Annotated in this window: 14 protein-coding genes and 1 pseudogene; 12 read left to right on the forward strand and 3 right to left on the reverse strand. The window is 60.9% G+C overall.

Going from position 1 to position 23,617, the window contains the following annotated elements:
* Nucleotides 1-54: 54 nt before the first annotated feature.
* Nucleotides 55-666, reverse strand: a complete 612-nt coding sequence (locus tag AO277_RS17630; protein WP_003368536.1) for a MiaE family protein — start codon at nucleotides 664-666, stop codon at nucleotides 55-57.
* A 96-nt stretch (nucleotides 667-762) separates the two neighbouring features.
* Complete coding sequence (locus AO277_RS17635; RefSeq protein WP_002554470.1) at nucleotides 763-1,233, reverse strand: DUF1289 domain-containing protein; 471 nt, start codon at nucleotides 1,231-1,233, stop codon at nucleotides 763-765.
* A gap of 402 nt (nucleotides 1,234-1,635) precedes the next feature.
* On the opposite strand from AO277_RS17635, the gene acnB reads away from it, so the two are divergent.
* Together acnB and mntP are read left to right on the forward strand one after the other, a co-directional pair.
* Nucleotides 1,636-4,236 (forward strand): bifunctional aconitate hydratase 2/2-methylisocitrate dehydratase, encoded by a 2,601-nt coding sequence (gene acnB / locus AO277_RS17640; RefSeq protein WP_044318426.1) that lies wholly within the window; start codon nucleotides 1,636-1,638, stop codon nucleotides 4,234-4,236.
* A 277-nt stretch (nucleotides 4,237-4,513) separates the two neighbouring features.
* Nucleotides 4,514-5,083, forward strand: a complete 570-nt coding sequence (gene mntP, locus AO277_RS17645; RefSeq protein ID WP_002554472.1) for a manganese efflux pump MntP — start codon at nucleotides 4,514-4,516, stop codon at nucleotides 5,081-5,083.
* An 86-nt stretch (nucleotides 5,084-5,169) separates the two neighbouring features.
* On the opposite strand, the gene AO277_RS17650 is transcribed toward mntP, so the two are convergent.
* Nucleotides 5,170-10,029 carry an NAD-glutamate dehydrogenase gene (locus AO277_RS17650; protein ID WP_044318427.1) on the reverse strand — a complete coding sequence of 1,620 codons (4,860 nt, stop codon included), beginning with the start codon at nucleotides 10,027-10,029 and terminating at the stop codon, nucleotides 5,170-5,172.
* Nucleotides 10,030-10,395: 366 nt separating this feature from the next.
* Between AO277_RS17650 and AO277_RS17655 the strand changes: the two genes are divergently transcribed.
* The 10 genes and pseudogenes from AO277_RS17655 (at nucleotide 10,396) to AO277_RS17700 (ending at nucleotide 23,507) form a co-directional block, all read left to right on the forward strand.
* Nucleotides 10,396-10,755, forward strand: a complete 360-nt coding sequence (locus tag AO277_RS17655) for a hypothetical protein (RefSeq protein WP_002554474.1) — start codon at nucleotides 10,396-10,398, stop codon at nucleotides 10,753-10,755.
* A 46-nt stretch (nucleotides 10,756-10,801) separates the two neighbouring features.
* Nucleotides 10,802-11,548, forward strand: a pseudogene (locus AO277_RS17660) (amidohydrolase family protein).
* A 210-nt stretch (nucleotides 11,549-11,758) separates the two neighbouring features.
* On the forward strand, nucleotides 11,759-12,718 hold the full coding sequence (locus AO277_RS17665; protein ID WP_044318428.1) for an AAA family ATPase: 960 nt from the start codon (nucleotides 11,759-11,761) through the stop codon (nucleotides 12,716-12,718).
* 4 nt (nucleotides 12,719-12,722) lie between these two features.
* Nucleotides 12,723-13,667, forward strand: coding sequence for a DUF58 domain-containing protein (locus AO277_RS17670; protein ID WP_044318429.1), 945 nt, complete (start codon nucleotides 12,723-12,725; stop codon nucleotides 13,665-13,667).
* Nucleotides 13,664-14,158, forward strand: coding sequence for a DUF4381 domain-containing protein (locus AO277_RS17675; RefSeq protein WP_002554478.1), 495 nt, complete (start codon nucleotides 13,664-13,666; stop codon nucleotides 14,156-14,158). The genes AO277_RS17670 and AO277_RS17675 overlap by 4 nt, the downstream gene beginning before the upstream one ends.
* Entirely contained in the window at nucleotides 14,151-15,209 is a 1,059-nt protein-coding gene (locus AO277_RS17680) for a vWA domain-containing protein (RefSeq protein WP_044318430.1), read from the forward strand. Before AO277_RS17675 ends, AO277_RS17680 begins: the two co-directional genes overlap by 8 nt.
* Entirely contained in the window at nucleotides 15,206-16,924 is a 1,719-nt protein-coding gene (locus tag AO277_RS17685) for a VWA domain-containing protein (protein WP_002554480.1), read from the forward strand. The genes AO277_RS17680 and AO277_RS17685 overlap by 4 nt, the downstream gene beginning before the upstream one ends.
* Nucleotides 16,921-18,579, forward strand: a complete 1,659-nt coding sequence (locus AO277_RS17690; protein WP_044318431.1) for a BatD family protein — start codon at nucleotides 16,921-16,923, stop codon at nucleotides 18,577-18,579. Before AO277_RS17685 ends, AO277_RS17690 begins: the two co-directional genes overlap by 4 nt.
* Nucleotides 18,580-18,621: 42 nt before the next feature.
* Nucleotides 18,622-19,866: an exonuclease SbcCD subunit D C-terminal domain-containing protein gene (locus AO277_RS17695; RefSeq protein WP_044318432.1), complete on the forward strand. Its 1,245-nt coding sequence runs from the start codon at nucleotides 18,622-18,624 to the stop codon at nucleotides 19,864-19,866.
* A complete protein-coding gene (locus AO277_RS17700; protein WP_044318433.1) occupies nucleotides 19,863-23,507 on the forward strand; it encodes an AAA family ATPase in 3,645 nt (1,214 codons plus the stop codon). The genes AO277_RS17695 and AO277_RS17700 overlap by 4 nt, the downstream gene beginning before the upstream one ends.
* Nucleotides 23,508-23,617: the final 110 nt, after the last annotated feature.

The raw sequence follows: 23,617 nt of genomic DNA on the forward strand, positions 1-23,617 counted from the left end.
CATAAAAAAACGACCGCTGGCAAGGCGGTCGTTTTTGAAGGTGCGCGCGGGGAATCAGGCGGCGACGGGCACACCACTGTGAAAGCGAAACTCTTCGTCAGGGCTTTCGATCAGCTCACGCTCGGCCAGACGGATTTCCTCGATCTTGGCATCGACATCAGCCTTGTCGCCGTAGCTGTAAGCCAGCTTGAGATAATCCTGAAAATGCCGCGCTTCGGATTTCAGCAGGCCGCCGTAGAATTTGGCCAGCTCTTCGTCCAGGTGAGGCACCAGCGCAGCGAAGCGCTCACAGGAACGGGCCTCGACAATGGCACCGACGATCAGCGCGTCGGTCAGTCGGTAAGGATTGTGATTGCGCACAAGTTTGCGCAGCGCTCCGGCATAACGCGCCGAGCTGATGTTGGCCATAGGGATCTGGCGCTTTCTGATTATGCTGATCACTTGCTCGAAATGGCGCAGCTCTTCCCGAGCCAGACGCGACATCTTGCTCAACAGGTCGAACTTGTCGTTGTACTGAAACATGAACTGAAACGCAGCCCCGGCCGCCTTCTTCTCATTGTTCGCATGGTCGATCAGCAAGATATCCAGGTTGCGCAACGCGGCCTGAACCCAGCTGTCGGGGGTGCGGCAAAGCAGGAAGGCTTCGATTTCGGGGATCGGGTACATAAGCTCACAGAATGACAGAGAGACAAAGCCAGGCATTATACGAGGAGCGACGATGCCTCGCGATACAAATGCATGCAATGAAGGACGGCTGCCTGATCAGGCCCCGAACGCATCGCGCAGAAAGCCCGGTGCGATGTAACGCTGATAATGCGCCTCGGACAGCAGGAAAAACTCGCGATCGATCGCATCGCGCAATTCCGGCAGCGTCCAGTCACGAAACTCCGGCAGCAGCACAAAGCCGTAGGCCTCAACCTGACTGATGACCCGTGCGCCGCGCGCGATCAACTGGTAGGCCCAGCAATACTCGGACTGATGCGGCACGAAACGGATCTTGCGCTGGGTGAGCTGCGCGCGCAGCTTGTCGGCATCGAAGACTTCAAGCTTGGCAGTCATCACCTGGACCAGCAATTGTTCCAGACGCAGCCATACCGCTCTTTTTTCATCCTCGTTATAGCCGTTCCAGTGGATGACCTCGTGGTGGAACCGCTTGCAGCCACGGCACACCAGGTCCCCATAAACAGTGGAGCAAAGGCCGACGCAGGGGGTTTTGATAATGTAATCGGGCATGTCAGGCAGGACTGGGGAAGGCGAAACAGGGGCTCATGTTAGCCCTTTGTCTAAGCAAGTTCACCCCCGAAGATGTAGGGGCTAACTTACCTTTAGCGAAGTTTTGGCGTAGAATCAGCGAGCCTTTTAAGGCGCCAATGTCCGTTGGAAGCTGTTTTCAAAGCGTCACGAGCACAGTCAGGTTAACCCCGCATTGCGGCGTCGACAGGCCATTCCCTCATCAAGAATGGCCGTGTCGACCGTCACTCCCCCCGTTCTGCAGGCGTAAAACTTTGAAAACAGCTTCTGTTAGGAATCGCCGACACCCTGCCAACAAGGCTCAATAAGCCTTGCGTGGGTACGGACGATTTCTGGATGAGCGTCCCGGACACCCATTTGGGACCACTGATGAGGGTTAATACTGTGCTTGAAGCCTACCGTAAACACATCGAAGAGCGTGCCGCCCAGGGCATCGTGCCCCAGCCGCTTAACGCCGAACAAACTGCAGGCCTGGTCGAGCTGCTGAAGAATCCCCCGGCTGGCGAAGAAGCTTTCCTTGTCGATCTGATCACCAACCGCGTTCCGCCAGGCGTTGACGAAGCCGCTTACGTAAAGGCCGGTTTCCTGTCTGCCCTGGCCAAGGGCGAAGCCACTTCTCCCCTGATCGACAAAAAACGTGCAACCGAACTGTTGGGCACCATGCAGGGCGGCTACAACATCGTCACCCTGGTTGAACTGCTCGACGACGCCACCCTCGCGCCGGTCGCCGCCGAACAGCTCAAGCACACCCTGCTGATGTTCGATGCCTTCCACGACGTGGCCGAAAAAGCCAAAAACGGCAACGCTCACGCCAAGGCTGTCCTGCAGTCCTGGGCTGACGGCGAGTGGTTCAAGAAGCGTCCGACGCTGGCCGACAAGATCAGCCTGCGCGTCTTCAAGGTCACCGGCGAAACCAACACCGATGACCTGTCCCCGGCACCTGATGCCTGGTCCCGTCCGGATATCCCGTTGCACGCCCTTGCCATGTTGAAAATGGCCCGTGACGGTATCGTTCCAGACGTTCAGGGCTCTATCGGCCCGATGAAACAGATCGAAGAAATGCGCGGTCAGGGTTTCCCTATTGCCTACGTCGGCGACGTGGTCGGTACCGGTTCCTCGCGTAAATCGGCAACCAACTCGGTACTGTGGTTCTTCGGCGACGACGTTCCTTACGTGCCGAACAAGCGTGCCGGTGGTTTCTGCTTCGGCAGCAAGATTGCCCCGATCTTTTACAACACCATGGAAGATGCTGGCGCCCTGCCAATCGAATTCGATGTCTCGAACATCAACATGGGTGACGTGATCGACGTCTACCCGTACGCCGGCAAGGTGTGCAAGCACGACAGCGACGAAGTCATTACCACCTTCGAAATGAAGACCCCGGTGCTGCTCGACGAAGTTCGCGCAGGCGGTCGTATTCCGCTGATCATAGGTCGCGGCCTGACCAGCAAGGCGCGCGCCGAACTGGGCCTGCCTGAGTTCGACCTGTTCAAGACCCCTGACCAGCCAGCCGAAAGCACCAAGGGTTACACCCTGGCGCAGAAGATGGTCGGCAAGGCGTGCGGCGTTGCAGGCGTTCGTCCTGGCACCTACTGCGAGCCGAAGATGACCACCGTCGGTTCCCAGGACACCACTGGCCCGATGACCCGCGACGAGTTGAAAGACCTGGCATGCCTGGGCTTCTCGACCGACCTGGTCATGCAGTCGTTCTGCCACACTGCAGCCTATCCAAAGCCTATCGACGTCAAGACGCACCACACGCTGCCTGACTTCATCATGACCCGCGGCGGCGTTTCCCTGCGTCCAGGCGACGGCATCATCCACAGCTGGCTGAACCGCATGCTGCTGCCGGACACCGTCGGCACCGGTGGCGACTCGCACACCCGCTTCCCGATCGGTATCTCCTTCCCGGCCGGTTCCGGTCTGGTGGCGTTTGCCGCTGCTACCGGCGTCATGCCGCTGGACATGCCTGAGTCGATCCTGGTTCGCTTCAAGGGCAAGATGCAACCCGGCATCACCCTGCGCGACCTGGTTCACGCCATTCCTTACTACGCCATTCAGGCTGGCCTGCTGACCGTAGAGAAGAAAGGCAAGAAGAACGCATTCTCCGGCCGCATCCTGGAAATCGAAGGCCTCGACAACCTGAGCATCGAGCAGGCTTTCGAGCTGTCCGACGCCTCTGCCGAGCGTTCGGCTGCCGGTTGCACCATCAAGCTGGCCAAAGAGCCGATCATTGAATACCTGAATTCGAACATCACCCTGCTGCGCTGGATGATCGAACAGGGTTACGGTGATCCGCGCACCCTGGAGCGTCGTGCTCAGGCGATGGAAGCCTGGGTTGCCAACCCGGAGCTGCTGGAAGCCGACAAGGACGCCGAGTACGCCGAAATCATCGAAATCGATCTGGCCGACGTCAAAGAGCCTGTGCTCTGCGCGCCGAACGACCCGGACGATGCCCGCCTGCTGTCTTCGGTACAGGGCGAGAAGATCGACGAAGTGTTCATCGGCTCCTGCATGACCAACATCGGCCACTTCCGCGCTGCGGGCAAGTTGCTGGATCAGGTCAAGGGCCAGCTGCCGACGCGTCTGTGGCTGTCGCCGCCGACCAAGATGGACGCTCACCAACTGACCGAAGAAGGCTACTACGGCATCTACGGTAAGGCTGGCGCGCGTATGGAAATGCCGGGCTGCTCGCTGTGCATGGGTAACCAGGCACGCGTGGAACCGAACTCGACCGTAGTGTCGACGTCGACCCGTAACTTCCCGAACCGTCTGGGTGACGGCGCGAACGTCTACCTGGCCTCCGCCGAGCTGGCGTCCGTTGCTTCGATTCTGGGTCGCCTGCCGACCGTCGAAGAGTACATGGGCTACGCCAACCAGATCGACACCATGGCAGCGGACGTGTACCGCTACCTGAGCTTCGATCAGATCGCCGAGTTCCTTGAAGCCGCTGCGAACGCCAACATCCCGGCCGTTCAAGTGTAAGCACGAAAGCAGGCGTTAAAAGAACCCCATCCTCGTGATGGGTTTTTTTTGTTTGAATCACCCTCGTACATATATTTTTCACATTCGGATGGCTATAGTAGCGACCCTTGTTGGGGAGTAGCCTGCTCTTGACTCCGGTCACTGAGCGTTCGCATCAACATTCTCGGCTGCATGCCGTGGTGCGGACACCTTCTGGTTGGCGAGACCAACGATGCATCCATGCCTAAAGTCGGGCGTGTGGTTGCGTCGTTGACTCATAGCCCGACTGGATATAACCGTGAACCCGATTTCCCTCCTCTTTCTCGCGCTTGCCATGTCCACGGACGCCTTTGCTGCGGCCCTTGGTAAAGGAGCAAGCCTGCATAAACCGCGCTTTATCGAAGCGTTGCGTACCGGTTTGATATTCGGCGCTATCGAGACCATCACCCCGGTGATCGGTTGGGGCATCGGTCAGGTCGCCGCCCGCTTCGCTGAAAGCTGGGACCACTGGATTGCCTTCACCTTGTTGCTGGTACTGGGCCTGCACATGATCTACAACGGCATCAAACACGATGACGATGAAGAACAGGAAAAACCCGGCCAGCACTCGTTCTGGATTCTCGCCGTCACCGCATTCGCCACCAGCATCGATGCACTGGCGGTCGGCGTAGGTCTGGCATTTGTCGACGTCAATATCGTGATTGCCGCCCTGGCGATTGGCTTGGCAACCACGGTAATGGTCACCATCGGGGTGATGTTGGGCCGAGTGCTCGGCACCATGGTCGGCAAGCGCGCTGAAATCGTCGGCGGCATCGTATTGATCATCGTCGGCGCGACGATTCTGTACGAGCACCTGTCAGCGGCTTGATCGACAGCCTGAAGCCTGTAACCACGCACAAAAAAAACGCATCTTTCGATGCGGTTTTTTTGCTTACGGCCTTGCTACGACAGCGGTCAGACCGTCAGGGCCTGCCCACTCATGGCCAGGTCCAGCAGCTCACGGTTGGCAACGGCGTACATGGCGTAATCCGTGCCGCTTGCCGCACGAAGCTCGACCAGCATGGCACGCCAGCGCTCGACCATCAGCGAGTGCTGCTCCAGCCACAGGGCCAGACGCGCATCGATTTCCGAAGGACCGTCAGCCATTTGCAGGACCGACACGGTGATCGCCCGCTGTTGCCAGTCGACATCGTCACGGAACGCTTCACGCGCCAGGGCCTGCCAGTTGTTTTCCACCGGCAGGCTGCTGATCTGTTGCAAGTACCAGGTGATGTCCAGCGCGCTGCCCACGGCAAAGTACGCCTTGGCCACGTCGGCAGCGTTCTGCCCGGTCACGTCGGAGGCTTCGATGATCGGCAGCAGCGTGTACAGGTGCGTCGTACCCGCCACCATACGCGCCAGCAGTTCCGGCACACCGGCTTCGACATAAGCCTGATAACGCGTCTGCCATATCTCGCGGGTAGGCCCGTCTTCCAGCAACTCGTCAAGCTTGAGGCCCAGTGCGGCGAGGTGCGGACCGAAGTGCGCCACGTCACGACCGGCATCCAGCTCGTTGCGACGACTGCGCAGGAACCAGCGCGTTGCACGACGCCCAAGACGCATCAGTTCATCCATCAGCGCCAGCTGGATCTCGGCGGAAACCTTGTAGTCCAGCGCTTCGATCTGACGGAACCAGTGCGGCAGGTGGAAGATGTCGCGCACAATCACGTAAGCACCGGCCACAGCCGCAGCACTCATGCCGGTCGACTCCTTGAGCCGCTGCACGAAGGTGATGCCCATGTGGTTGACCAGATCGTTGGCGATCTGGGTGCTGACGATCTCGCGTTTCAGACGATGACTGCGCATGGCCGTTGAAAATCTGGCCCCCAGCGATGGCGGGAATGCAGTTTCCATATCGCGCGCCAGATAATCGTCATCCGGCACACGGGATTCCAGCAACGCTTCCTTGAGGTCGATCTTGCTGTAGGAGATCAATACCGACAGTTCGGCACGGCTCAAGCCCTGTTTGGCCGCCACCCGCTCGGCGATCTGCTCTTCAGCAGGCAGGAACTCAATGGCGCGGTCGAGCTTGCCACGGGCCTCCAGGTCATTCATCAGACGCTTGTATTCAGCAATCCGCTCGTAAGCACGGCGTGCTGCCAGTGACAGTGCCTGAGTCTGCTTGTAGTTGTTACCCAGCACCAGGTGGCCCACTTCGTCGGTCATGCTTTCGAGCAGCTGGTTGCGCTGCTTCTCGGTCATGTCACCGGCCTGCACCACCTCGTTGAGCAGGATCTTGATGTTCACTTCGTGGTCGGAGCAGTCCACACCACCGGCGTTGTCGATGAAGTCGGTGTTGGTCGCGCCGCCATTGAGGCCGAACTCGACACGGCCCAGCTGGGTCATGCCCAGGTTGCCGCCCTCGCCCACCACCTTGCAGCGCAGCTCATTGCCATCGACGCGCAGCGCATCGTTGGCCTTGTCGCCCACGTCGGCGTGCGACTCCTCGCTGGACTTCACGTAGGTGCCGATGCCGCCGTTCCACAACAGATCGACCGGAGCCTTGAGCAACGCGTGGAGCAATTCGGTCGGGGTCAGCTTGTCAGCCTTGATGTCGAAGCGCGCCTTCATCTGCTCGGTAATGGCGATGCTCTTGAGGCTGCGCGGGAAGATCCCGCCGCCAGCGGACATGATGCTGGTGTCGTAGTCGGTCCAGGACGAGCGCGGCAGATTGAACAGGCGCTGGCGCTCGACAAAGCTGCTGGCCGGGTCCGGATTCGGATCGATGAAAATGTGCAGGTGGTTGAATGCGGCAACCAGTTGCAGCTTGTCGGACATCAGCAAGCCGTTGCCGAACACGTCACCGGCCATGTCGCCGATGCCGATCACACTGATGCTGTCCTGCTGGACATTGATGTCGCGCTCACGGAAGTGACGCTGCACGCCTACCCACGCGCCCTTGGCGGTGATGCCCATCTTCTTGTGGTCATAACCGGCCGAACCACCGGACGCGAAAGCGTCACCCAGCCAGAAGCCGTAGTCGATGGCGATGCCGTTGGCGATGTCGGAAAAGGTAGCGGTGCCCTTGTCGGCTGCGACTACCAGATACGGGTCATCATCGTCATGACGCACCACATTGACCGGCGGTACCAGCACGCCTTCCTTGAGGTTGTCGGTGATGTCCAGCAGCCCCGAGATGAAGATGCGGTAGCAGGCAATCGCTTCAGCCTGCACCTCATCACGGTTGCCAGTGGTCGGCAGACGGCGCGGCACAAAACCGCCCTTCGCGCCGACCGGCACGATGACCGAGTTCTTCACCTGCTGGGCTTTTACCAGGCCCAGCACTTCGGTACGGAAGTCTTCTTCGCGATCAGACCAGCGCAGGCCGCCACGCGCCACGTTGCCGAAGCGCAGGTGCACGCCTTCGACGCGCGGCGAGTAGACGAAGATTTCAAACTTGGGCACCGGCTTTGGCAATTCGGGGATCAGGCGCGGGTTGAACTTGAAGCTGAAATAGCCCTTGCTCTGCCCGTTGGCATCAGCCTGATAGAAGTTGGTCCGCAGGGTCGCCTTGATCAGGTCCAGATAACGACGCAGGATGCGGTCTTCGTTGAGCACCTGAACGTCGTCCAGGGCAGTCAGAATCGCCTGTTCCAGACGCAGCTGCTTGTCATCCAGATCGTCGGAACCCAGCTTGCGCGCCAGGTAGAAACGGGTCTTGAACAGACGCGTCAGCTCGCGGGCAATGTCGGTGTGGTTGTTCAGCGTGCTGGCGATGTAGCCCAGATCGAAGCCCAGACGAATCTGCTTCAGATAGCGCGCATAGGCACGCAGCAGCGCCACGTCGCGCCAAGGCAGACCGGCAGTCAGCACCAGACGGTTGAACGCATCGTTTTCGGCGTCGCCGCGCACGATATGCACGAACGCATCCTGCAAGGTGTCATTGAGCTGTTGAATATCGAGGTTCAGACCTTCGCCATAGGTAAAGGCGAAGTCATGAATCCAGAATTCGCGACCATTGGCGTGGTGCAGGCGATACGGGAACTCGCCCAGTACACGCAGACCGAGGTTTTCATGAATCGGCAACACATCGGACAGTGCCAGCGGTGTGTCGGCGTGATACAGCTTGCAATGCAATTGCTGGCGGCCACCAGCCAGTGGCTGATAGAAGCTCATCACCAGCGGATTGGTTTCGCTCAGGCTCAGCACGTGCTGCATGTCGACCACCGCCGAATGCGCAGCAAAGCGCTCGCGGTAGCCGGCCGGGAAACCTTTCGGGAAATCGGCCAGCACGTTGGTGCCGTGGGCCTCGCCAAAGCTCTCGACCACAAGACTGGCGTAGTCGTCTTTCCACGAGCGACAGGCCTGAATGACTTCGTTTTCCAGCTGGGCAACGTCGATGTCCAGATTGACCTTCGGATCGACCCGCAGGATCAACTGCACACGCGCCAGCACGGATTCAGAGAAGAACGTCCAGAACTCGCAATCGCTGGCTTTCAGGCGATCCATCAATACCTGCTGGATCTTCTGGCGCACTTCGGTTGAATACACGTCGCGCGGCACATAAGCCAGGCAGTAGCAGAAACGGCCGTATGGGTCCTTGCGCAGGAACACGCGAATCTTGTTGCGCTCCTGAATCTGCACGATGGACATGACCGTAGTGAACAACTCGTCCACCGGCGTCTGGAACAAGTCGTCACGGGGCAGCACTTCGACGACCTGCGCCAACTCCTTGCCCAGGTGCGCCTTGGCGTCGAAACCGGAACGGCGCTCGACTTCTGCGACCTTGCGACGGATGTACGGGATCTGCCGTACGCTCTCGCCATACACCGACGAGGTGTACAGGCCCATGAAGCGACATTCCTTGATGACCTTGCCCGAGGCATCGATCTGCCGGATCGACACGTAATCCGGATAGGCAGGACGGTGTACGCGGCTTGGATGCGCCGCCTTGGCAAACGACAGCAGCACCGGCTCTTGCAGGTATTTCACTGCGTAGTCTTCGATGTGCAGCTCTTCGCGGGTCAGACCGGGGCGTAACAGTCGGGTCAGCCCCAGGAAAGACGACTCGTCATACACCAACTGGCCGCCTTCGGCGTCGTTGCGTACTTCAAACTCTTCATAACCCAGAAAGGTGAAGTGGTTATCCACCAGCCATTGCAGGAAGACCTTGATCTCGGCCTTCTCTTCGACGTCGGTATTGGATTCGTTGGCATCGATACTGGCCAGCAGCTCATGCAGACGCGCTTTCATCGGCCCGAAGTCTTCGACGGCAGCACGTACCTCGCCCAGCACCTGCCCCAGCTCGCGAGCCAGCACATTCAACTCGCTGACGTTGGCGCAGCGGTCGATCTCCAGGTACATCAGCGATTCCTGCAGCACGTCCTCGCCGGTGGTGCCCTTGGGCAGCAGCTCCAACAGTTCGCCAGCAGCGCCGCGACGCACGCTCAGTACGGTGGTCTGCAGGGTGTGGATGCTGTAACCGCGACGGTTCAGCTCGGTACGCACGGAGTCGACCAGAAACGGCAGGTCGTGATGCAGCACTTCAACGGCAGTATGAGTCGACTGCCAGCCGTGGCGCTCGTAATCAGGGTTGTAGACCCGGACCTGCGGGTGAGCGTGCTCGAAACGCTCCAGCAGGCGCCATGCGGACAAGGTGCAGCCTGCCAGGTCGGACAGACGCCGCTGGGTGAGTTCGTCGAGGGAAATGATGCCGAAGAATTGCTCGGCAAACAGCGCCACTTGTGGCAGTGCCTGTTCGCTGATGTGCTGAGCCAGTGCCGCTTGCAGTTGATGCTGGAAGTCGGCCTTGCTGGCTGCGGTGAAGAACGCCATCTGTGGTACTCCGCTTTGGCTTTTATTGGGGAGGCTTGAAGAAGGTGTTGCGACCGGTGTGCCCTTACATTCACTTGCGTGGGCATAACCTGATCGAGTGTAAAGCTAAAGTACTAACGCGCGCTGTGTCAGGGTAGTCACATTTGAATGCGGGAATAAAAAACTGCGCGCATCCGACACCGTACACCACTCGTCTGCCATGCAGCTTAACGAGAGCTGACGGCGTGCTGCTTACGAGGCTGCGACATATTCGGTCATCAGGTCGCGTTAAAATCCGCACGATGGTGCCAAACATCCCCGACAAAATTTACTCGGGACTGGCAAAATCCCCCTGACGCCTCAGTTGCCAAGACCCGGAGCCCCATCATGCAAATCAAGACCGCCAGCCTCATCGCCAACCCGTGCGACGACGAATACGACGACATGGCGCTGCTTTGCTGCCACGCAGAGAACGGCGTGCTGTTTTCCCTGACCCGCTTCCCGGACGAGAACGAAGTGGAAATCACTGTCAGCGATGAAAAGTCACTGAATGTGTCCAGCCTGAAAGTCAGCTTCAGTGCCGAGCGCCTGTTGGTGGAAATCACCCCGGAGGACGCGAAGCAGCTCGATGGCCACCACCAGTATGAAATTCTGCACGGCACCGACGCAGCCGAGCTGCAGGATGTTCACCACACGCTACAGATCATTCTTGAAAACGTGGGCGAGTACACCAGCACGATCAGTTAACGGGCAAAACCGCTAGAGTGAGTACTTCGCCGTACAGGAGCCCGTCATGAACCGCATTTTCGACGCCCACTGCCATATCATCGACCCGCACTTCCCGCTGATCGCCAATAACGGCTACCTGCCGGACCCGTTCGGCGTCGGAGACTAGCTTGCGACGGTCCAGCCGCTGGGCGTTCAGGGCGGCGCGGTGGTGTCCGGGTCCTTTCAGGGCTTTGATCAGGGTTATTTACTTCAGGCGCTGCGCTTGCTGGGGCCGGGCTTCGTCGGTGTCACTCAACTGCCCGCCAGTGTCACCGATACTGAACTGGACACCCTCAATGCCGCAGGCGTGCGCGCCCTGCGTTTCAATCTCAAGCGCGGCGGCTCGGAGCAGCTCGACCAGCTGGAAGCGCTGGCCGTGCGAGTGCATGAACGCGCAGGCTGGCATTCGGAGCTGTACATCGACTCCCGAGAACTGGCGGAAATAGAAACCCGTCTGCTGAAATTGCCAGCGATCAGCATCGATCACCTGGGATTGAGCGCCGAAGGATTGCCCGTGGTGCTGCGTCTTGCCGAGCGCGGTGTGCGGGTCAAGGCCTGTGGTTTTGGACGCGTTGACTTCCCGGTGCGCGAAGCACTCAGGGATATCCATGCCGCCAATCCGAATGCGTTGATGTTCGGCACTGACCTGCCCTCCACGCGAGCGCCCCGCCCTTTCCAGCCTGACGATATCGAATTGCTGATCGACGCACTGGGTGAAGGCGGCGCCCGTCAGGCGTTGTGGGATAACGCAGCTGAATTCTATCGGCTCTAACCCTGCCGCATTCGACGGCCTGACCCTGTCGTCCTACACGCCCATACACAGAACATGTAGGGCAATTCCCAGTTAAATGACGTATGCGTCTCTAAATGCAATAAAAAACGCGGTAGTCGTTAGTCGATACCTGCCTGGATGGATTAAAGTATCGCCCCCAGCTCAGCAGTCACCAGACACAGCTGATCACCCTGCCAGGAACCGTCACCGATGGAACATCGTGAAGCGCTGATTGCGCTGCGAACCTTTCTTTCAACGCAGATCCTTGGCCAGGAAAAGCTGATCGAACGCCTGCTCATCGCCCTGCTTGCCGACGGTCACATGCTGGTCGAAGGCGCACCCGGCCTGGCCAAGACCAAGGCCATCAAGGAACTGGCAGAAGGCATCGAAGCACAGTTCCACCGCATTCAGTTCACCCCCGACCTGCTGCCTGCCGACATCACCGGTACGGAAATCTATCGCCCGGAAACCGGCAGTTTCGTATTCCAGCAAGGGCCGATCTTCCACAATCTGGTACTGGCCGACGAAATCAACCGTGCGCCGGCCAAGGTTCAGTCAGCGCTGCTCGAAGCCATGGCCGAACGCCAGGTGAGCGTGGGCCGCAGCACCTACGACCTGTCACCGCTGTTTCTGGTCATGGCCACCCAGAACCCCATTGAGCAGGAAGGCACCTACCCGTTGCCAGAAGCTCAGCTCGATCGCTTTCTGATGCACGTCAAGATCGGTTTCCCGGATGCCGCCGTCGAACGCAAGATCCTGCAACAGGCGCGTGGCGAAGCCCTGAATGGCGAAACCAAGCCGGAACGCCGTGTCAGCCAGCAGGCGATCTTTGCCGCACGCAAGGAAATTCTCGGCCTGTACATGGCCGATGCGGTCGAGGAGTACCTGGTGCAACTGGTCATGGCCACCCGGACCCCGGCCAAATTCGACCCGGAACTGGCCGAGTGGATTGCCTACGGTGCCAGCCCGCGTGGTTCCATTTCGCTGGAGCGCTGCGCCCGCGCACATGCCTGGCTGGCCGGACGTGACTTCGTCAGCCCCGAAGACATTCAGGCAGTGCTGTTCGATGTATTGCGCCACCGGATCATCCTGTCGTTCGAAGCCGAAGCTGCCGGTATCGATCAGGATCGCGTGATTCAGCGCATCCTCGACGTCGTGGCCGTCGCCTGAGCCCATGCAACCCTACCTGATCCCCCAGCCGGGCATCCGCGTCAGCCTCAGCGAGCTGATCGAAATGCGTCATCGGGTGCGGGAAGTGCAGCTGTTCTCTACGCCCAGCCAACTCAGCCCGTTGATCGGCCTGCACCATTCCAAACTGCGCGGGCGCGGCGTGGATTTCGATCAGGTGCGGGTCTATCAGGCTGGCGACGACGTGCGCAGCATCGACTGGCGAGTGACCGCACGCACTCAGGAGCCGCACACCAAGCTGTTCCACGAAGAACGCGAGCGGCCGATTTTCATTCTGGTGGAGCAAAGCCGTCGACTGTTCTTCGGCTCCGCCCTGATGTTCAAGTCGGTACTCGCGGCCCAGGCTGCCGCGCTGATCGGCTGGGCCGCGCTGGAACACAACGACCGGGTCGGCGGGCTGGTGTTCGGCGATAACGAGCACTACGAGATCAAGCCCCGACGCAGCAAACAAAGCCTGTTGCAGTTGCTCAACCGACTGGTGCGGGTCAATCAGTCACTGCACACCGAGATCCCGGCAGACCGCGATGCCTTCGGCACTGCGCTGCGTCGCGCTAGGGAAGTGCTGCGCCCTGGCAGCCTGGTCATCGTGTTGTGCGACGAACGCGCCCTTTCCGATGCTGCCGAACAACAGTTGAGCCTGCTGTCACGCCACAGCGACCTGCTGTTGCTGCCATTGTCCGACCCACTGGACCGTGCGCTGCCCGCTGCGGGCCTGCTGCGCTTTGCCGAACGCGGCGCGCAGCTGGAACTCGATACCCTCAACCCCGAACTGCGCCGCGCCTACCGGCAACAGGGCGAAGACCGCTCTGCGCGCTGGGAATTGCTGGCGCAGAAACTGCGGGTATTGCTAATGCCCTTGAGCACCCAGGCGGAACTCGTTGAACAATTGCGCGAATACCTCAACGCAAAGCGTCCGGTGAAGCGCAAATGAATCCGCTCGATCAGCTCGAGCCGCTGATTGCTCCCGAAGCCGTCGGCTTTTGGCCGCTTGCCCCGGGGTGGTGGCTGCTGCTGTTGCTGATCCCGGCAGTGGGCTGGGGCCTGTGGCGTTTGCGTGTACTGCTGCCGGTCAAGGCGCGCAAGGTTCGCAGCGAACAACCGCTGGACCCGGTTCGCCTCGCCGCCCTGGCGGAACTCGCCAGCTTGCCCAAGCCCTACGATGGCGCCCCGGCAGGTGCCTGGCTGCAGCAGATCAACGGCCTGCTCAAACGCCTGTGCCGCAACCATTATCCGCACAGCCAGAGCCACACGCTGAACGGCCGAAAATGGCTGGCGTTCCTCGACAACCGCTGCCCGGCGGCAGGCCTGACGCGCTGGATGATTCTGGTCGAAGGTGCCTACAAACCCGAGTGCAAGCTGGACGACAAGGCCATCACCGGGCTGACCCAGGCGGTTGATACCTGGATCCGCAAACATGTTTGAGTTCGTCTGGCCCTGGGTTTTCGCCCTGCTGCCGCTGCCGTGGCTGATGCGCGCCCTGCTGCCCATGGCCGACAGCGGCGAGCCGGCGCTAAAGGTCAGTTTTCTCAGTGAACTCGAAGGGCTGAGTGGACGCCGCGCCAAGGCCAATCTGCCGATCTGGAGACAGCGTGCGCCCTTTCTGCTCATCTGGCTGTTGCTGTTGATAGCCACCGCGCGACCGCAATGGCTGGGCGAGCCACTGCCAGTGGCTGCCAGCGGGCGCGACCTGCTGGTGGCTGTCGACGTGTCCGGTTCCATGGACTACCCCGACATGCAGTGGAAAAGCGATGAAGTCAGCCGACTGGTGCTGGTGCAACAGTTGCTCGGTGACTTTCTCGAGGGCCGCAAGGGCGACCGGGTCGGTTTGATCCTGTTTGGCACTCAGGCTTTTGTCCAGGCACCGCTCACCTATGACCGGCGCACTGTAAGGGTCTGGCTTGACGAGGCAAAAATCGGTATTGCAGGCAAGAACACTGCGCTTGGCGATGCTATCGGTCTGGGCCTGAAACGCCTGCGCTTGCGCCCGGCCACCAGCCGCGTGCTGGTGCTGGTCACCGACGGTGCCAATAACGCCGGTCAGATCGATCCGATCACTGCCGCGCGGCTGGCTGCCGAAGAAGGCGTAAAAATCTACCCCATCGGTATTGGCTCGGACCCCGACAAGGACGCGCTGCAAAGCGTCCTCGGCCTCAATCCGAGCCTTGATCTGGACGAGCCGACGCTCAAGGAAATCGCCAGCCTCAGTGGCGGCCAGTATTTCCGTGCTCGCGACGGCGACCAACTGGAAAAGATTCGCGCCACCCTGGACAGCCTGGAACCGGTTGCCCAGCAGCCCACCCAGGCACGTCCGGCGCAGACGCTTTATCAATGGCCGCTGGCGACAGCCCTGCTGTTGAGCGTACTGCTGGTACTGCGTGAACTGTGGCCAAACAATGCGCTGCAACGCCTGCTGACTGTCGTGCGTTCCGTCAACTGGCGTGAGCGCGTCAAAAGCCTCTGGAGGTCGCGATGATCGCCTCTCTGTGGCCGCACTGGTTTCGCCCCGAATGGCTGCTGATCCTGCCGTTGCTGGCGCTGTTGATCTGGCGGCTCTGGCATCGGCAGAAACGCGCCGGGCGCTGGCAAATGCTTCTGCCGACCCACTTTCATGCCGTACTGCTCAACGGTGGGCGCGGCAGCAACAGTAAACTGCCGTGGGTCGCACTCGGGCTGGCATGGCTGCTGGCGCTTTTCGCGTTGCTGGGCCCCAGCTGGCAGCGTGTCGAACAGATCAGCCAGAAACCGGTCGATCCGCTGGTGGTGATACTTGAACTCACCCCGCAGATGCTCGCCACCGACAATGCGCCCACCCGCCTGGAACAGGCGAAACGCAAACTGCTGGACCTGTTGCAAAAGCGCAGCGATGCGCAGACCGCCATCGTCGTCTATGCGGGCAGCGCGCACACGCTGGTGCCGCTGTCCGATGACCTGGTCACCAGCCATAACCTGCTGGAAGCCATCAGGCCGTCGATCATGCCCATGACCGGCCAGCGTGCCGATCTGGCGGTCCAGAAAGCCCTGCACCTGCTGAAACAGGGCGCACTGGGCCAAGGGCGAATTCTGCTGATCACCTCGTCACTGAGCGAACAGGAACGTCAGGGCATCCGTACGGCGTTGCGCGGGCAATCGCCGCCGTTGCTGATCCTTGGCATCGGTACGGCTGACGGCGCGCCGGTCATGCAGGAAAACGGCAGCCTGCTCAAGGACGACCAGGGCGCCATTCTGGTGTCGCGCCTGGACAGCAACAGCCTCAACGAATTCGCCGATCAGGTCGGCGGCAGCTATCGTCAGGCACGAGGCGATGAAGAAGATTTGCACAGCCTTGGCCTGCTGGCCAGCCCCCAGCACATGAGCAGCGACGGGCAGGTCGTGCAACTCGATACCTGGGCCGATCAGGGCCACTGGTTCCTGCTCCCGCTATTGTTGATCGCAGCCCTGGCTGGTCGGCGCGGCTGGCTGTTCTGTCTGCCGCTACTGTTCATGTTTCCGCAAAACAGCCAAGCGTTCGAGTTTCAGGACCTGTGGCTGCGTCCCGATCAACAGGGCCAGCGGCTACTGGAGCAGCATCGGCCAGCCGAGGCCGCACAACGCTTCGAAGACCCGCGCTGGAAAGGCGTGGCCTTTTACCAGGCCGAAGACTACGTCAGCGCCGCCCAGCAGTTTGCCGAAGGCAACAGCGCCGCCGACCATTACAATCGCGGCAATGCCCTGGCGCGCAGCGGCGAGCTGGCGGCAGCACTGGATGCCTACGAACAGGCCCTGGACCGCCAGCCCGAGTTTCCCGCGGCACAAACCAACCGGGCGCTGGTACAAAGCCTGCTGGACAAGGCCGATGTCCAGAAGCCTGCCGAGGATGAACAGAACAAGGCCGATCAGGGCGAAGAAGGCCAGCAAGCGTCACAGGACCCCAACAGCAGTGCATCGCCAGCCGATCAGAACCCGTCCCGCTCGGATCAGCCCGGTGCCAGCGAGAGCCTGCCGCCAGACGTCAGCGGTCAGGCCACCTCAGGCGAATCGGCGGACGACGAGCAAACTACCCGCCCACCGCTCCAGGCCGCAGACACCCCTATTACCGGCGAGCGGCGTCAGGAACTGGAACAGTGGCTGAGGCAGATTCCGGATGATCCGGGCGAGCTGCTGCGGCGCAAATTTCGCTACGAACAGCAACATCAGGAAAAGACCCGATGAGTCGCGTGTACACCTTATTGATCGGCCTGCTGCTGAGCCTGATCAGCTTGTCATTGCAGGCTGCGCAACTGACCGCCAGCGTCGACCGCACGCGCCTGAACGCCGGGGAAACTGTCGAGTTGACGCTGGAAACCGATGATGTGACGCAGTTCGGCAAGCCGGACATGAGCGCCTTGGAAAGCAGTTTCGAGGTGCGCGACACGCGCCAGCTCAACAGCCTGAAAACCCTGGACGGCAGCAGTCAGGCCACCACTCGCTGGATCGTCACCCTGCTGCCTCGCGAGACCGGCAGCGTGTTGATCCCGTCGTTGCAACTGGGTGAGCTGAAAAGCCAGCCACTGACGCTACAGGTTCTGCAAAGCGAGCCCCAGGACCCAGGCAGCCATCTGGCGTCGATCTTCATCGAAGCGAGCCTCGATCAGGACAGCGTCTATGTTCAGGCCCAGACCGTGCTGACCCTGCGCATCTACCACTCGGTGTCGCTGTTCGACGACAGCAGCCTGAGCCCTTTGCAAGTACCGGACGCACGGGTCGAAAAACTGGGTGATTCGCACACCTACGAAAAGCTGATCAATGGTGTGCGTCATGGCGTGATCGAAACACGCTACGCGATCTATCCGCAGCAAAGCGGCGTGCTGAAGATACCGGCACAAGTGTTCAGCGCTACGCTGGTGCAGACACCTGCCGAAGGCTCGCAAGGCCAGGATGCCAACCCGTTCGGCCCGCAACCAGGTCGATCGGTGCGGGTCAAATCCGCCGAAGTGCCGTTGACCGTCAAACCCAAGCCCGCCGACTACCCGGCTGATGTCGCCTGGTTGCCGGCGCGCAGTATCAGCCTTGAAGAGAGCTGGAGCCCCGAGCCCGGCACCACTCAGGTCGGCGATTCACTGACCCGCACCCTCATACTCAAGGCCGAAGGCCTGGCCGGTGCGCAACTGCCACCCTTGCCGCCCACCGAAGTGCCCGGCCTGCGGCGTTATCCGGATCAGCCACAGCTGCGCAACCTGCCCAGCGAACGCGGCCTGATCGGTACCCGCGAAGAACGCGAGGCACTGGTGCCAACCCGCGCCGGGGCAATTGACCTGCCTGCGGTTGAAGTGACCTGGTGGAATACCCGTGAAGATCACCTGGAACACACCAGCCTGGCCGCACGTACCCTGCAGATCAGCAGCAACCCCGGCCTGGCAGTGGACACGCCGGTGAACAACGACATGAGCGGCGTGACGGTGATCGGCCCGCCAGTCTGGCCGTGGCAACTGAGCACGCTATTGCTGGCCTGCACCACCTTTTACGGTTTCGCCCTGTGGTGGCGGGCCCGCGGGCAGCCGGCAATCGCCCGGGCCGTGCAGACCGGGCCCAGCCCGCGTACCGTCCTGGATGACCTCAAACGCGCCTGCCTGGCCAACGACCCTCAAGGCACCCGTCAGGCACTCGACGCGTGGGCACGCCAGCAGCCGGAAACCCTGGCCGAAATGGCCGCGCGTTTCGTGCCGCTGTCCGATGCACTGGACGGTCTGAACGGCGCGCTTTATAGCGAAACCGGCAAGCTGTGGCTGGGTGAAGACCTCTGGCGCGCCGTGCGCAAGCTGCCTGCCGCCGAACATATCAAGGACCCGGCAGGCGATGCCGGGTTGCCACCGCTGTATCCCAAGTGAGGATGCAGCTCAGGCAACACCTCTACACGACAAGGTAAACCAATGCGTCTGTTTCACACCTCTGACTGGCATCTGGGTCAGAACCTGCACGGTCAGGAGCGGGATTTCGAACACGCCTGCTTTCTGACCTGGCTGCTGGCCCGTCTGGCCGAACGAAAACCTGATGTACTGTTGATCGCGGGCGACATCTTCGACACCGTCAACCCGCCGGTCAAAGCGCAGGAACGCCTGTACGACTTCATCGTCAACGCTCATGAACGGCAGCCGCTGCTGACCATCGCGATGATCGCAGGCAACCACGACTCCGGCTCGCGTATCGAACTCCCTGCACCCCTGATGCGCCGTTTGCGCACACACGCACTGGGCAGGGTGATGTGGCTGGACGACGGTGTGCTGGACGCCGAACGCCTGCTGCTACCGTTGCCGGACGCCGAAGGCAACGTCAAAGCCTGGTGCCTGGCGCTGCCCTTCCTGCGTCCTGCCGAGGTCACCGGCCCGACGCTGGGTGACGACTACCTGCGCGGTATCGGTCGGGTTCATGAGTTGCTGATCGAAGCAGCCAACCTCAAGCGCCAGCCAGGTCAGGCACTGATCGCCATCAGCCACGCGCACATGGCGGGCGGTTCGGTCTCGGAAGACTCCGAGCGCAGCCTGATCATCGGCAACGCCGAAGCCCTGCCCGCCACTCTGTTCGGACCGAGCATCACCTATGTCGCGCTTGGCCATTTGCACAAGCCGCAACGAGTCAATGGTGAAGAGCGCATTCGCTACAGCGGTTCGCCGATTCCACTTTCATTTTCGGAAATCAGCTATCAGCACCAGATTCTCGAGATCAATTGCGACGGTGAGACGCTGACCAGTGTCGAGCCGTTGCTCATCCCTCGCGCCGTCAACCTGCAACGCCTGGGGCCTGCGCCCTTGGCCGATTTGCTGGTACAGCTCAAGGCGCTGCCGGACATCGACCTGCTTGCCGACCCGGACCGCCAGCCGTGGCTGGAAGTGCGCGTGCGTCTTGATGAACCGCAACCGGACCTGCGCAACCAGATCGAAACCGCGCTGCAAGGCAAAGCCGTGCGGTTGGTGCGCATCGGTGCTGAATACGCCGGTAAAGGCAGTGCCGACGGCAACGAGGGTGAAGCCGCCCTGATCGAGCTGGACCAGCTAACGCCTCAGGAATTGTTCAGCCGTGCCTGGCAGGACAACTTCGGCAGCGAGGTCGACGAACAGACCCTGACCGATTTCGCCACGCTGCTGCGTGAAGTCCAGCAGGAGAGCGAACAGCCATGAAAATCCTTGCCATTCGCCTGAAAAACCTTGCCTCGCTGGCCGGGCCGTTTGAAATCGATTTCACTGCCGAGCCGCTGGCCAGCGCCGGTCTGTTCGCCATTACCGGCCCGACCGGCGCAGGTAAAAGCACCCTGCTCGACGCCTTGTGCCTGGCGCTGTTCGGAGCGATTCCGCGGCTGAGTAATATCGGCCAGTCCAAGGTCCCGGACATCGACGGCGACATCACCACCAGCGACCCGCGCACCCTGCTGCGGCGTGGCACGGGCAGCGGTTACGCAGAAGTAGACTTTATCGGCATCGATCAGCGCCGTTATCGCGCCCGCTGGGAAACCAACCGCGCACGCGACAACGCGACCAAAAAGCTGCAGGCCAGCCGCCAGACCCTGACCGACCTGGACAGCGAACAGGTGCTCAGCAACCAGAGCAAGCGTGAATTCGAGCAACTGATCGAGCAGCGTCTGGGGCTGAATTTCGAGCAATTTACCCGCGCCGTGATGCTCGCTCAGAGCGAGTTCAGTGCCTTCCTCAAGGCCGACGACAAGGAACGCAGCGAACTGCTGGAGAAGCTGACCAATACCGCTATCTACAGCCAGCTCGGGAGGCGCGCCTACAGCAAGAGCAAAGAGGCCGAGGAAGCGCTTAAAACTCTCACTGCTCAAGCCAGCAACATCGTCCCGCTGGCTCCGGAGCTGCTGGCTGAACTGGAACAACGCCTCAACGACGCACAGCAGCAGCTCAAGGCGCACCAGGCACAGCAAAGGCAACTGGAAATCAAACAGCAGTGGCTGATCGAGCTACACCGCCTGCGCGATGAACAGCTTGCCGCGCAGGAGGCGATCACCCGTGCTCAACAGGCCTGGGACGACCAGAGCGGTGCACGTCAGACCCTCGGCCAACTGGAACGCCTGGGCCCGCAGCGCCACCGTTTCACGCGTCGGGTCACGCTGAACGCCCAGCTCAACCCGCTGGCGGAACAAATTCGTCAGCATCAGCAACAGCAGGCTTCGCTGCAAGATCAGCAGCAACAACTGGAGACCCGCCGCACCCAGGCGCACGCCAGTCTGCTGGCGGCCCAGCAAACCCACAGCAACGCCAAACCGCTGTTGCAGCAGGCTTTTGACACACAGAACACGCTGAACCACCTGGCCCAGGAACTGGCCAAGGTGTCTGACCTGCATCAGCAAACCGGACAGCTTTGTACTGAGGGTCAGGCCAGCCTGCACATTCTGCTCGACCAGCAGCAACAGGTTTCGCAGCGCCTTGAACGTATTGCCGAGCAACTGGAGCACAGCAGCGAACTGGCCCCGCTGGCTCAGGCCTGGAGCGCCTGGCGCGACCGCCTGAAATCCCTCACGCTGATCGCCAACCGCCTCAAGCACGGGCAGAGTGAACTGCCTGCACTGCAGCAACGTGCCAGCACGGCCGATCAACAGTTGACCGAGCAATGCAGCGCGCTGGAATTGCTGTACCGCGAAGCCGATTGCGAAGTGGATGCGGTGACCGAACAGGTACAGATTCTCGGCAGCCTGCTGCAGGACAATCGCAAGCAGCAACGCGCATTCGAAGACCTGGCCCGTCTGTGGGCCAGCCAGCAGGACGTAGACCGACAACTGGCCGATCTGGCGCAGCAACAGCAAAGCGCTCAGCAGCAACGCGAACAGCTCAACAGCGAAGGCATTCGCGTTCGTGATGAACTGACCGTCGCCGAACAGACCCTGACCGTTACCCGGCAACTGCTGGAACGTCAACGCCTGGCCCGCAGCGCCAGCGTTGAAGAATTGCGCGTCCAGTTGCAGGACGACCAGCCCTGCCCGGTCTGTGGCAGCATCGAACACCCTTGGCATCAGCCGGAAGCTTTGCTGGAAAGCCTCACGCAACATGATGACAACGAGCAGGCCAGCGCGCAGAAGGCGGTGGACCAACTGACCGAACAGCGCAACCAATTGCGCGAGCAGGTTGGCGGCGTGATCGCCCGCCAGAAAGAGCTGCTGCGTCAGCACGAACAGCTCACCCTGCGTCATCAAGCCCTGGCACCGGATCTGGAATCTCATCCCCTCGCGGCTCAATTGCTCGACCACGACGCAGGCAAGCGTGACAGCTGGTTGAGCCAGCAATTGAATAACCTGAGCGAAGTCATCACCCGTGACGAGCAACGCCAGGAAGCGTTGCTGACCCTGCAGAAAGACGCCGCCCGCTTGCAGCAGCAACTTCAGGCAGCCACAGAAGCCAGTCAGACCGCGGCGAGCCATGTTGCCGAGCAGCTCAAGCAGCTGGACGTCGACAGGCAGCGGCTGGACGAAGAACTGAGCGCATTCACGCCGCTGGTCTCGCCACACGTGCTTGAGGGGCTGCGCAGCGATGCATCGGCAACGGTGATGCAGCTTGAGCAGCAGGTGACTCAGCGTCTGGATCAACTTGAGCAGCAACACGAAGAGCAGCAGGAGCAGAGCGAGCGCCAGCAGAAGATCGAAAAGCATCAGATCGAGCAGCAGACTCGCCTGCACCGCCAGACCGAACTGGCGCAGGAAGTCGCCCGGCTCGGCGAGCAACAACAGGCCAGCCAACAGGCACTGACCGGCTTGCTGGGCGAGCATGCGACTGCCGAGCACTGGCAACAGGCGCTGGAAAACGCCATCGAGCAGGCCAGGCAAACCGAAAGCTCGCCCGCCGAGGCTCTGCAGCAGATTCAAAGCCAGTTGATCCAGCTGGCTGCCGAACTCAAGTCCGCCCAGCAACAACATCAATCCTTACAGCAGGAACTGGCTGAACTTGATGTGCAGATCAGCGAGTGGCGCGGCCAGCATCCCGAGCTGGACGATACCGCGCTCGACACGCTGCTGACCTACGATGACGCGCATGTCGAGCAACTGCGTCTGCAACTGAACGCTACCGACAAAGCGCTGGAGCAGGCAAAAGTATTGCTGCAGGAGCGCGATCAGCGCCTGCAACAGCATCAGGCGCAATACAGCGACCTTAGCGACAGCACGCAACTGGCGGCAGCGCTGCAACAGGCCCATGAACAGTCCGCGCTCGGCGAGCAGCAATGCGCCGACCTGCGTGCCGAACTCAGCGAAGATCAGCGCCGTCGCAACGCCAACAGCGAATTGCAGGCGCGCATCAACGATGCCAATGACGAATACCTGCGCTGGGCACGCCTGGCATCGCTGATTGGCTCGGCCGAAGGCGAGAAATTCCGCAAGATCGCCCAAGCCTACAACCTTGACCTGCTGGTCCACCATGCCAATGCGCAGCTCCGGCAACTGGTGCGCCGCTACCGCCTGAAACGCGGCGGCAGCATGCTCGGCCTGCTGGTCATGGACACCGAAATGGGCGACGAACTACGCTCGGTTCACTCGCTGTCGGGTGGCGAAACCTTCCTGGTCTCGCTGGCGTTGGCGCTGGGACTGGCGTCGATGGCCTCCAGCACGCTGCGTATCGAATCGCTGTTCATCGACGAGGGCTTCGGCAGCCTCGACCCGGAATCGCTGCAACTGGCGATGGACGCACTGGACGGCTTGCAGGCACAGGGTCGCAAGGTCGGCGTGATCTCCCACGTACAGGAAATGCATGAACGGATTCCGGTGCAGATCAAAGTGCGTCGCCAGGGGAATGGGTTGAGCACAATCGAGGTGGGTAACTGAAAGACCTGTGACGCGGAGCGTCACGAACGGCATTCCCACGCTGGAATGGTATGCCCCCCCCGAAGGTTGGACAATTATCCACTTACGCTGCCTTGGCGGCCTGCATCCTG

This window comes from Pseudomonas amygdali, assembly GCF_002699855.1.
Lineage (GTDB): Bacteria > Pseudomonadota > Gammaproteobacteria > Pseudomonadales > Pseudomonadaceae > Aquipseudomonas > Aquipseudomonas amygdali.